Here is an 11,630-nt window from a genome sequence, read left to right as displayed (position 1 = left end):
TAGGCTTGCGGCCCGAGGTTTATTGTTAATGAGGCGGCAGAGGTAGCCGGACCCTGTTCTGATGCTGTGAAATCTGGCACTGAATCGTTCAACTGTCCAGACAGCGAAAATTTGTGTGACGCATGTCACGTAAATGTAGGGGGTGTGGACATCAATGAGGTGATCTTAATCACAAAACAGGTGTGCAAAAAAAATACGATGGCGAGAAATACGGCAAAAACCACCCCTTTTCGTGATGTTTGTCACATTTTGATTTTATGTGTTTGTTTCTGGATTGTGACTGATTTCACAAAATATTTTTATGCGGATTTCTCCGGCTGTGATCGGCGGCAAACTCTGATTCGCGATTCAGCGCCAGGATGATATTGCGCGACACGATAAGCTAAAAAACCACTTTTCATGTGTGGTATGGCGAAAAGTTAAAAGGTGGATTACGCTCATATTGTAAGGTTAAGTCTATTATTATTCAGGATATATTTTGACACGCTTATAAACTTGCATGGAGATATTATAAAAATACATACTTCCCGGCCCTGGGAATAATGAACACAACCCCGTGTTTATAAAAATTAATTAGGTTGCGTACCGTTTTATTAATTTAATGAGTTGACGTTGTTTAAGTGAGGAGAATATGTTTCTCAACTATTTTGCGCTGGGCGTATTGATTTTTGTATTTCTGGTTCTGTTTTACGGAATCATCGCCATTCATGACATCCCTTACAATATGGCCAAAAAGCGTAACCATCCGCATGCCGATGCAATTCACACGGCAGGGTGGATTAGCCTGTTTACGCTCCATGCCATCTGGCCGTTCCTGTGGATTTGGGCCACCCTGTACCGCGAAGATCGTGGCTGGGGTATGCAAAACCACATTACAAAGCCTGATGAGGTCCCGGGCATGGATGCGCTCGCCAAACGCGTGGCGGAACTCGAACAAAAGCTGGCCGCGGTAAAGCCTGCTGCTGATAAGAACACGCTGGAGCGCTAATCATGGATCTGTTGATTATTTTGACCTACGTGGCATTTGCCTGGGCCATCTTTAAAATATTCCGAATTCCGGTCAACCAGTGGACGCTTGCCACCGCAACATTAGGCGGCGTATTTATTGTTGCCGGACTTATTCTGTTAATGAACTATAACCACCCGTATACCTTTACGGCGCAAAAAGCGGTTATTTCTATTCCAATCACGCCGCAGGTGACCGGTGTGGTCAGCGAAGTGACCGATAAAAATAATCAGCTCATTAAAAAAGGCGAAGTGTTATTTAAACTGGATCCTGGCCGCTACCAGGCACGCGTCGACAGACTTCAGGCCGACCTGGTAACCGCGACGCACAATATCGATAATCTGAAAGCGCAGCTGGCGGAAGCCGTTGCCAATACCACGCGCGTCTCCGCTGAACGCGATCGCCTCTATAAAGATTATCAGCGCTACCTGAAAGGCAGCCAGGCGAAGGTGAATCCGTTCTCTGAAAGCGATATCGACAACGCGCGGCAGAACTATCTGGCGCAGGATGCGCTGGTGAAAGGCTCCGTGGCTGAACAGGTGCAGATCCAAAGCCAGTTAGACAGCATGGTGAACGGTGAACAGTCGCAGATTGCCTCCTTACGCGCCCAGCTTGCCGAAGCCAAATACAATCTGGATCAGACCGTGGTGCGTGCACCAAGCAATGGTTACATCACCCAGGTGCTGATCCGTCCGGGAACCTATGCCGCCGCGCTGCCTCTGCGCCCGGTGATGGTCTTTATTCCTGAACAGAAGCGTCAGATTGTGGCCCAGTTCCGTCAGAACTCGCTGCTGCGTCTGAAGCCGGGTGATGAAGCGGAAGTGGTGTTTAACGCGCTGCCGGGCCAGGTGTTCTCCGGGAAGCTCACCAGTATTCTGCCGGTGGTGCCGGGGGGGACCTATCAGGCGCAGGGCGCGCTGCAGTCGCTGACGGTCACTCCGGGTAGTGATGGTGTGCAGGCCATCATTGAGCTGAACCCTAACGCGGAGGTCGATGCGCTGCCAGACGGTATTTTTGCCCAGGTGGCGGTCTATTCGGACCACTTCGCCCACGTCTCGGTCATGCGTAAAGTGCTGCTCCGTATGACCAGCTGGATGCACTACCTCTACCTCGATCACTAATCCTTCCAGGGCAGGAATGCGACACGCAGACCTGCCCTTTTTTCATCGCTTGATCCATACTGACTTTTTTCCGGCATCAAGGATCAGGCAATGAAACTCATCGGTAGCTACACCAGTCCCTTCGTGCGAAAGATCTCGATTCTCCTGCTGGAGAAGGGGATTGAATTTGAATTCGTGAATGAACAGCCCTACAACGCGGAAAACGGCGTTGCGCAGTACAACCCGCTGGGGAAAGTCCCGGCGCTGGTGACGGACGAGGGCGAATACTGGTTCGATTCCCCGATAATTGCCGAGTATATCGAGCTGCTGGGCGTTGCCCCGGCCATGCTGCCGGCTGACCCAAAAGCGGCGCTGGCAGTGAAGCAAATCGAAGCCCTGGCCGATGGCATTATGGATGCGGCGTTAACCTCCGTACGGGAACAGGCCAGACCCGCCGCCCAGCAGTCGGAAACGGAACTGTTACGCCAGCGGGAAAAAATCAGCCGCAGCCTGGACAGGTGCGAGCAGCTTATCCGGGAGGGTAAGATTCACCCCGACAGCCTGAACCTGGGGACCATCGCCATCGCCTGCGCCATCGGCTATCTCAACTTCCGCCGCGTCTCCCCGGGCTGGTGCGTCGACCGTCCGCTGCTGGTGAAACTGGCAGACACGCTGTTTAGCCGCGAGAGCTTTGCCCGTACCGAACCGCCAAAGGCTTGACGCGGGTTATAACACTTCGGCGTCGGAGGCGGTACAATCCCTCCACATGTTAACTCCCTCTCCCGTCGGGAGGGGGGAAGATATTTACTCGCCAGGCGCTTTCATGACTACTCATCATTTGCTGTACAGCCAGATCCCCGCTATCGACCGACTTCTTCGCGAGCCCCGCATTCATGCTGTTGTTGAGCGCTTCGGCCATACCGCGACGGTGGAGATGTTACGCCTGCTTCAGGACGAAGCCCGATGCGCTATTCAGTCAGAAAACGCCTTGCCCGACTGGTGCGCGGCGTGGGAGCAGGAAGTTGAACGCCGGCTGGATGAGAAAGCGCAAAGCGCGTTACGCCCGGTGATAAACCTGACCGGTACCGTACTGCATACCAACCTGGGCCGCGCGCAGCAGGCAGAAGAGGCTGTCGAGGCGGTTGTGCAGGCCATGCGAGCGCCCGTGACGCTGGAGTACGATCTGGACGGCGCCGGACGCGGGCACCGCGACCGGGCGCTGGCGGAGCTGCTGTGCCAGCTGACCGGCGCGGAAGATGCCTGCATTGTGAATAACAACGCCGCCGCGGTGCTGCTGATGCTGGCGGCCACCGCCAGCGGCAAAGAGGTGGTGGTTTCCCGCGGCGAGCTGGTGGAGATTGGCGGAGCGTTTCGTATCCCGGACGTGATGCGCCAGGCAGGCTGCACGCTACATGAAGTGGGCACCACCAATCGCACCCATGCGAAAGATTATCGCGCGGCGGTGAATGAAAATACCGCCCTGCTGATGAAGGTCCACACCAGTAATTACCATATTGAAGGCTTCACCAAAACGGTTGACGAGGCGGAGCTGGCGGAAATCGGGCGTGAGCTGGATATCCCGGTAATTGCCGATCTTGGCAGCGGCTCGCTGGTGGATCTGAGTCTTTACGGGCTGCCGAAAGAGCCGATGCCGCAGGAGATGATTGCGGCGGGCGTTAGCCTGGTCAGCTTTTCTGGTGACAAGCTGCTTGGCGGGCCGCAGGCCGGGATTATCGTCGGCAAGCGCGAGCTGATTGCGCAGCTGCAGCAGCATCCGCTCAAGCGCGCCCTGCGCGCCGATAAAATGACGCTTGCCGCGCTGGAGGCGACGCTGCGGCTCTATCTCCATCCGGAAAAACTGGCCGACCGCCTGCCCACGCTGCGCCTGTTAAGCCGCGATGCCGCCTCGATTCGCGCCCAGGCCGAACTGCTGCTGCCGCGCATTGCCCCGCACTACCCCGATTTTGACGTTCGCATTGAGCCCTGCCAGTCGCAGATTGGCAGCGGTTCGCTGCCGGTGGACAGGCTGCCGAGTGAAGCACTCACGTTCACCCCGCGTGACGGGCGCGGCAGCCATCTTGACGCCCTGTCGTCGCGCTGGCGTGGCCTGCCTGCGCCGGTTATCGGGCGGATTTACGACGGCCGAATGTGGCTGGATCTGCGCTGCCTTGAAGATGAAGAGCGATTTCTGGAGATGTTGTTGAAATGATTATTGCCACCGCCGGTCATGTCGACCACGGAAAAACCACGTTGCTGCAGGCGATTACTGGCATTAACGCCGACCGCCTGCCGGAAGAGAAAAAGCGCGGCATGACCATCGATCTTGGCTATGCCTACTGGCCCCAGCCTGATGGCCGCGTGCTGGGCTTTATAGATGTTCCGGGGCATGAAAAGTTTCTGTCCAACATGCTGGCGGGAGTGGGGGGCATCGATCATGCCCTGCTGGTGGTGGCCTGCGATGATGGCGTCATGGCGCAAACCCGTGAGCACCTGGCGATCCTACAGCTGACCGGCAACCCGCAGCTGACCGTGGCGCTGACCAAAGCCGATCGCGTGGATGACGCACGCGTCCGCGAGGTGCGCGAAACGGTCCAGGCGACCTTACGGGAGTATGGTTTTGCCGACGCGTCGCTTTTTGTCACCGTGGCGACAGAAGGGCGGGGTATCGAGGAACTTCGCCACCACTTACAGCAGCTTTCGTCGCGCAATCACGCCAGCCATCACCGCTTCCGTCTGGCGATTGATCGGGCGTTTACCGTCAAAGGCGCGGGTCTGGTGGTTACCGGCACGGCGCTGAGTGGTGAAGTCAGCGTGGGAGATTCGCTCTGGCTGACGGGCGTGAACAAACCGATGCGCGTGCGCGGGCTGCACGCGCAAAACCAGCCCGCTGAACGTGCCCGTGCCGGACAGCGTATCGCGCTGAACATTGCCGGGGATGCGGAAAAAGAGCAGCTTAATCGCGGAGACTGGCTGCTGGCCGATGCCCCGCCGGAACCGTCTGAACGCGTGATTGTCTCCCTGCAGACACACATGCCGCTGACCCAGTGGCAGCCGCTGCATATTCACCACGCGGCCAGCCATATCACCGGGCGCGTGTCGCTGCTGGAAAACGACCTTGCCGAACTGGTATTCGATTCCCCGCTCTGGCTGGCAGACAACGATCGTCTGGTACTGCGTGATATTTCCGCGCGGGAAACGCTGGCCGGGGCGCGGGTCGTCGCGCTGAATCCACCGCGACGCGGCAAGCGTAAACCTGAATATCTGCAGTGGCTGGCCGCGCTGGCGCTGGCCAGCGATGATAACGCCGCGCTGCGGGTACATCTCGATCGCGGCGCGGTAAGTCTGCGTGATTTTGCATGGGCACGCCAGCTGAGCGAGGAAGGCCTAATCCAGCTGACCCGGCAGCCGGGCTTTATTCAGGCTGGAAACAGTCTGCTTAATGCCCCGGTTGCGGCACACTGGCAGCGTAAGATATTGAATACGCTGGCGACGTACCATGAACAGCATCAGGACGAGCCAGGCCCGGGCCGTGAGCGTCTGCGACGCATGGCGTTGCCGATGGAAGACGACGCGCTGGTGCTGCTGCTGATTGAAAACATGCGCGAAAGCGGGGTGATTAAAAGCCACCACGGCTGGCTGCATCTGCCGGATCACAAGGCCGGGTTCACCGCAGAGCAAGAGGCGATATGGCAAAAAGTCGCCACGCTGTTTGGTGATGAGCCGTGGTGGGTTCGCGATCTGGCTCGCGAAACCAACACCGATGAACAGGTGATGCGTCAGGTATTGCGCCATGCGGCGCAGCAGGGACTGATAGTCGCGATCGTGAAAGATCGTTATTACCGTAACGATCGCATTGTGGCGTTTGCCAACCTGATCCGCGAGCTGGATCAGGCGCGGGGCTCCACCTGCGCGGCCGATTTCCGCGACCGGCTGAACGTGGGCCGCAAGCTGGCGATTCAGATCCTGGAGTATTTCAACCGCATCGGCTTTACCCGCCGTCGCGGTAACGATCATTTATTGCGAGATTCGTTGCTATTTCCTGAAACTCCGTGACCTCCGTCGTAAACACCGTTACCGGCTGGCGAGAAAATCGCCAGCCGGAACTACCCTTGTTGTACACCAACAGCAAGGAGACGGTCATGACAAACAATCCTCCCTCATCGCGTATCCAGCCCGGCGAGTATGGTTTTCCCCTCAAGCTGAAGCCCCGTTATGACAACTTTATTGGCGGCGACTGGGTCGCTCCCGTCGACGGCGAATACTATTCCAACCTGACCCCGGTTACCGGCCAGCCGCTGTGTGAGATTGCCAGCTCCGGCAAGCGCGATATCGACCTGGCGCTGGATGCGGCGCACAAAGCGAAAGAGAAATGGGCTCATACCTCCGTTCAGGACCGCGCGGCCATTTTGTTCAAAATCGCCGACCGGATGGAGCAAAATCTTGAGCTGCTGGCGACGGCGGAAACCTGGGATAACGGCAAGCCTATCCGCGAAACGATGGCGGCTGACGTGCCGCTGGCCATCGACCACTTCCGCTATTTTGCCTCCTGTATTCGCGCTCAGGAGGGTGGAATAAGCGAGGTAGACAGCGACACCGTGGCGTATCACTTCCACGAGCCGCTGGGCGTCGTCGGGCAAATTATTCCGTGGAACTTCCCGCTACTGATGGCGAGCTGGAAAATGGCGCCCGCGCTGGCGGCCGGGAACTGTATTGTGCTGAAACCGGCGCGTCTGACGCCGCTCTCGGTGCTGCTGCTGATGGAAATCGTTGGCGATCTTCTGCCGCCGGGCGTGATTAACGTGGTCAACGGTGCTGGCGGTGAGATAGGGGAATATCTGGCGACCTCGAAACGGATCGCTAAAGTGGCGTTTACCGGGTCGACGGAAGTGGGCCAGCAGATCATGCAGTACGCTACGCAAAACATCATTCCGGTGACCCTGGAGCTGGGCGGGAAATCCCCGAACATCTTCTTCGCGGACGTGATGGAGGAAGAGGATGCCTTCTTCGATAAAGCCCTGGAAGGGTTTGCGCTGTTTGCGTTTAACCAGGGCGAAGTCTGCACCTGCCCAAGCCGCGCGCTGGTGCAGGAGTCCATCTATGAGCGCTTTATGGAGCGGGCCATTCGCCGCGTTGAGTCTATCCGCAGCGGTAATCCGCTCGATAACGTCACGCAGATGGGCGCGCAGGTTTCACACGGACAGCTGGAGACTATCCTCAACTACATCGACATCGGCAAGAAAGAAGGGGCGGATATTCTGACCGGCGGACGCCGTAAAGTGCTGGGAGGAGATCTGCAGGAAGGGTATTACCTTGAGCCGACGATCCTCTTCGGTCAGAACAACATGCGCGTCTTCCAGGAGGAAATTTTCGGACCGGTGCTGGCCGTGACCACCTTTAAAACGATGGAGGAGGCGCTGGAGATTGCCAACGACACGCCGTATGGCCTGGGGGCAGGCGTCTGGAGCCGCAACGGTAATCTGGCCTATAAAATGGGCCGCGGCATTCAGGCCGGGCGCGTCTGGACCAACTGCTACCACGCCTATCCGGCGCACGCGGCCTTTGGCGGTTATAAGCAGTCGGGCATCGGGCGTGAAACCCACAAGATGATGCTGGAGCATTACCAGCAGACGAAATGTTTGCTGGTCAGCTACTCCGATAAACCGCTGGGGCTGTTCTAATCGCCCAGCTCAGGCCGTCCATGGGCGGCCTGAGCAATTTGCTGGCGCAGGCAGTTCAGAACGCCGTCCAGGACGTATTGCACACGCCAGGGCTGGTATTCACGTTTGCGGAAGATGGCCGTCAGATCGAGCCACCACTCCTCCTGATGCGGGAAGCAGGGGACCAGCATCCCCCGCGTTAATTCTTTCTTCAGACTCTCTTTGGGTGCAAAAACAATCCCAAGATTATTTCTTGCCAGCTCCAGGGCCGTCTGCGTATTGTCGCAAATATAATTACCGGTCACCCGGTAGTCGTGCACGTTATCACTGCCGTGCACGCGGAAACGCCAGATGTTCGCATCATCGACCAGCATGGAATCAATAAGAATGCAGGAGTGATTAATTAAATCTTCAGGTCCCGTTAAGGGATGTTTATTTAAATACTCTACGGTTGCGAATGCCGTAACGGAATATTTTGTCAACACGCTGGCGACCAGGCTTTCGTCTTTCGGTTGCGCATAGGTAATTAAAATATCGCAGTCATCAGGAAAGGAAACGCCTTCTGAAAATTCATTCCGGTCCAGATTGTAGGTTTTCAGGGAGATGCGAATGTCACCGATGTCTTCTATCTGATGGATCACGTGGCGCGCGAGATAGGTCACGATACCTGTGGGGGCATAGATTGTGACCTTTCCGCGCTTTTCATGCTTATAATCAGCAATGAAATTAACGAGTTGACTGTTCTTATCCAGCGTGGCATTAACGTAAGGGAGTAACGCTTCACCAAACTGGGTCAGGGCCAGCTGGCGCGTGGTGCGCTCAAACACCTTCAGTCCAACCCGCGTTTCAAAATCAGACAGATATTTACTGACGTTGGCCTGCGCCATGCCCAGCAGGGCCGCGGCATCACCAATGCTGTGGGTGGCTGCGATGACGGATATAATTTTTAATTCGCGTGGCTTTAGCTGTAATTTATTCATCATGCGCACCCATCTATATGATTTTATATATAATATTATATAAACCGCAGCGTTGCATTGGCAAATTTGTAACCATTATTATGCGCCTCGCTTGTTTGGCATTTTAATGGATTACATGTAATGACTATTAAATACAATTTACTCATCGCTGCCACGTTATTTGCAACATCCTCAGCAATGGCCGGTGACTTTTCACTTGGAGCGGGGGCTGTATTTAATGAGTCTCCTTACAAAGGCTATAACGAAAATACTACCGCAGTACCGTTAATAAGCTATGAAGGCGATCGTTTCTATGTTCGTCAGACCACTGGCGGATGGATCCTGTGGAAAGACGCAAAAAATGAATTCAGTCTGACAGCGTCGTGGATGCCGCTGCATTTCGATCCTGATGACAACGACGACCATCAGATGAAGCAGCTGGATGAGCGTAAAGCGTCTGCCTTCCTCGGCGGCGCGTACTACCGCCATGAGAGCTGGGGTTCGCTCAAAGTGGCGGTCTCTGGTGATGCCATGGATGAAAGCGGTGGCGTGATCGGCGAGGTATCTTACTTCCGTCCAATCAGGATGGAGCGCCTGACCCTGACGCCTTCTGTTGGTGTGTTCTACAGCGACGAAAGCTATAACGACTACTACTATGGCGTATCCGGCAGCGAGTCTCGCCGCTCAGGACTGGATCAATACACCGCTGGTGACAGCTGGACGCCATACGTTGGGCTGGCGGCTAAATATCAGTTAACCCAGAAGCTGTACCTCAACGCCAGCGCGGTCTACACCGTGTTGCCTGACGACGTGAAGAACAGCCCGATGATCGACCGCGACGACAGCTTCGCGCTGATGACCGGCCTGACCTGGCGTTTCTGATGGGGTAAAGCCTGTTTACTCCCTCTCCCGTGGGAGAGGGATGGGGTGAGGGCAACAGGCCGCAGAAATTCAACCTTCATCCACCCAGATCCGCATTTCTCCTTCTCCCCGGTTAGCCCAGCTAAACCAGGGAATAAAGGTCAGCGTGCGGGGCTGACGTTGTACCGGCGAGCGATCGTACTGCCACAGCGCATCCGTGTCCTCCACGTGACACCCAATCCCCTCTGCCTGTACTAGCATCTTGTGCGCGAAAATCCCTTTCCCTTCAAAGACCCTGAACTCGCTGTTTTCAGGCAGAGAAAGGTGATGCAGATTGGCGCCGTTATCGGCCTCTTCCAGGCAATAAACCAGAGGTCCGCGTTGTAGGGCGACTTTCCCCGCCTGCTGGCGGACCTGTGGGTTGCCATACACACGGCGAACCGGCATAGGTAACGTTAGCGTAATGTCGTCACCCTCCTGCCAGCTGCGGGTGAGATAAAGGTATCCACGGGAGATCTCGCCCGTTACCGCTTCTCCATTTAATGAAACGTCAGGCGCGGCACACCAGTCTGGCAGCCTCAGGGCTAGCGTATGCGTGACGGGAACAGGCGAGGTAATGTCGATTTTTACCTGTTCATGCCACGGATAGTTACCGCTAATTCGCAGCGCCAGGGTTTCGTCTCCAACCGGTATGGCAACATCGTTGCCCACGTAAAGGTTAATAAAAAGCGCATCCTGGCGGACGGTATAAATGTAGTGCCCCAGTGACGTCAGCACGCGGGCGATATTCGGCGGGCAGCAGGCGCAGCCAAACCAGCGCTGGCGGACGGGCTTCACGTGATCGTAGATATGGTTGAACGCCAGGGTTTTCGGATGGACTTCCAGCGGGTTCACATAGAAGAAATGCTTACCATCCAGCGCCATTCCACCCAGTACCGTGTTGTATAGCGCGCGCTCCATTACGTCGGCGTAGTGGCCGTCGGCCTCCATCTCCAGCATCCGGCGGGCAAACATCATCAGGCCGATGGAGGCGCAGCTTTCGGCATACACCGTATCGTTGGGCAGATCGTAATCGCTGCTGAACGCCTCGCCGCTGCTTTGTGAGCCGATTCCACCGGTAATATACAGCTGGCGCTGCGCCATGTTTTTCCACAGCCGCAGACAGTCCTGTCGTTTACCCTCGTCATGACTCAGGCGCGCCAGATGCGCCATGCCCGCCATCAGATAGACAAAACGCACCGCATGGCCGACGGCCGTTTGTTGTTCCGAAAGCGGCTGATGCGCCTGGCTGTAGGCTTTGTCTTTGACCATCCAGGCCGGGCCATAGGTGTTCCAGTACGACGTTCTGCCGCGCTTCTCGTATTCGATATCGTAGAAGTGAGGCTGAACGCCGCGTTGCTCGATGAAATATTTCACCAGAGTGAGATAGCGGGGCTCCTGCGTGATGTCGTAAAGCCGCATCAGCGCCAGTTCGATTTCCGGATGGCCCGGATAACCGTGTAGCTGGTTCTCGCCGGGGCCAAACACGCTGTCGATATGGTCTGCCAGCCTGCACACCACCTCCAGCAGACGGCGTTTTCCGGTGCCCTGAAAATACGCTACGCCCGCTTCTATCATATGTCCGGCACAGTACAGCTCGTGACACTCGGCCAGATTCGTCCAGCGTTCGCCCGGTGCCTTTACCGTGAAGTACGTGTTGAGATAACCGTCTTCACACTGCGCCGCAGCGACCAGCTCAATCACCTCGTCGGCGGTTTTCTCCAGTTCAGCATCAGGCTTCTGGCACAGCGACCACGCCACGGCTTCCAGCCATTTCGCCACGTCGCTGTCCTGAAATACCATGCCGTAGAATTCACCCTGTTCCAGACCCGCCGCAATGCGGAAGTTGGTGATGGCGTGGCTGGGTTCGGCTTCCGTCACGCGGTCGTTTAGCGCATCCCACTGGTAGGGGATCACCACCTCACGTACCAGACGTTGATACTGCCCGAGAAACGGGTCGTTAATTTTCAGTTTATGCAGATTGGCTTCCATTATGGACATCGTGTTC

9 protein-coding genes are annotated in these 11,630 nt (G+C 56.3%); 7 read left to right on the top strand and 2 right to left on the bottom strand.

Features of this window, described 5'->3' with window-relative positions; translation table 11 throughout:
* The first annotated feature begins 631 nt into the window (after positions 1 to 631).
* The 6 genes from AC0TN7_RS05400 (at position 632) to aldB (ending at position 7,784) form a co-directional block, all read left to right on the top strand.
* Positions 632 to 988: a DUF3302 domain-containing protein gene (locus AC0TN7_RS05400; RefSeq protein ID WP_024906600.1), complete on the top strand. Its 357-nt coding sequence runs from the start codon at positions 632 to 634 to the stop codon at positions 986 to 988.
* A gap of 2 nt (positions 989 to 990) precedes the next feature.
* Positions 991 to 2,127, top strand: coding sequence for an HlyD family secretion protein (locus AC0TN7_RS05395; RefSeq protein ID WP_048992837.1), 1,137 nt, complete (start codon positions 991 to 993; stop codon positions 2,125 to 2,127).
* A 90-nt stretch (positions 2,128 to 2,217) separates the two neighbouring features.
* The gene (locus tag AC0TN7_RS05390) at positions 2,218 to 2,826 is read left to right on the top strand and encodes a glutathione S-transferase (RefSeq protein WP_024906598.1); all 609 of its coding nucleotides are present in this window, start codon (positions 2,218 to 2,220) and stop codon (positions 2,824 to 2,826) included.
* Positions 2,827 to 2,929: 103 nt separating this feature from the next.
* Entirely contained in the window at positions 2,930 to 4,315 is a 1,386-nt protein-coding gene (gene selA / locus AC0TN7_RS05385) for an L-seryl-tRNA(Sec) selenium transferase (RefSeq protein WP_473701902.1), read from the top strand.
* Positions 4,312 to 6,159, top strand: coding sequence for a selenocysteine-specific translation elongation factor (gene selB / locus AC0TN7_RS05380; protein ID WP_473701901.1), 1,848 nt, complete (start codon positions 4,312 to 4,314; stop codon positions 6,157 to 6,159). The genes selA and selB overlap by 4 nt, the downstream gene beginning before the upstream one ends.
* A gap of 86 nt (positions 6,160 to 6,245) precedes the next feature.
* Positions 6,246 to 7,784 (top strand): aldehyde dehydrogenase AldB, encoded by a 1,539-nt coding sequence (gene aldB / locus AC0TN7_RS05375; protein ID WP_024906595.1) that lies wholly within the window; start codon positions 6,246 to 6,248, stop codon positions 7,782 to 7,784.
* Here aldB and AC0TN7_RS05370 read toward each other — a convergent pair.
* A complete protein-coding gene (locus AC0TN7_RS05370; protein WP_071994444.1) occupies positions 7,781 to 8,746 on the bottom strand; it encodes a LysR family transcriptional regulator in 966 nt (321 codons plus the stop codon). The genes aldB and AC0TN7_RS05370 overlap by 4 nt on opposite strands.
* A gap of 117 nt (positions 8,747 to 8,863) precedes the next feature.
* Here AC0TN7_RS05370 and AC0TN7_RS05365 point away from each other — a divergent pair, with 117 nt between their 5' ends.
* Positions 8,864 to 9,604, top strand: a complete 741-nt coding sequence (locus AC0TN7_RS05365) for a MipA/OmpV family protein (RefSeq protein WP_024906593.1) — start codon at positions 8,864 to 8,866, stop codon at positions 9,602 to 9,604.
* Between the two features lie 69 nt (positions 9,605 to 9,673).
* Here the strand turns inward: AC0TN7_RS05365 and AC0TN7_RS05360 are convergent, their stop codons facing one another.
* On the bottom strand, positions 9,674 to 11,623 hold the full coding sequence (locus AC0TN7_RS05360; protein ID WP_024906592.1) for a glycoside hydrolase family 127 protein: 1,950 nt from the start codon (positions 11,621 to 11,623) through the stop codon (positions 9,674 to 9,676).
* Between the last annotated feature and the right edge of the window lie 7 nt (positions 11,624 to 11,630).

Source organism: Enterobacter sp. PL_is511 (genome assembly GCF_055816065.1).
This window is presented reverse-complemented; position numbering and strand designations above follow the sequence as displayed.